At 70.2% G+C, this 238-nt stretch carries 1 protein-coding gene; it reads right to left on the bottom strand.

Annotated elements, in window-relative coordinates:
- Nucleotides 1–238: TIM-barrel domain-containing protein (locus tag EXE44_RS19360; protein ID WP_199241311.1), on the bottom strand; the 238-nt coding region annotated here is incomplete at both ends.

Below are 238 nucleotides of genomic sequence, written 5' to 3'. Positions count from 1 at the left end.
CAGTGTATCGGGAACTCCTGGTCGCCGATCCAGCCGGAGCGGACCCACAGCGTCGGCCGGTCCCGCCCGGCCTCGCGGAGCGCGTTCTGAACCGTTTCGTAGTACAGCCGCGGGTAGCGGTTCCGCATCGCCGCGCCGGTCTTCCCGTTGCTCAACACGGCGTCCCGCGGGAGGTACTCCCCGAAGTCGAGCTTGAACACGTCGACGCCCGACTCGGCCAGCTCCCGGTGCCGGTCCG

The sequence above is a fragment of the Halorubrum sp. SS7 genome (genome assembly GCF_005435055.1).
GTDB lineage: Archaea > Halobacteriota > Halobacteria > Halobacteriales > Haloferacaceae > Halorubrum > Halorubrum salinarum.
Note: the sequence above shows the minus strand (reverse complement) of the source record. Positions and strands in the feature narration are given on the sequence as shown.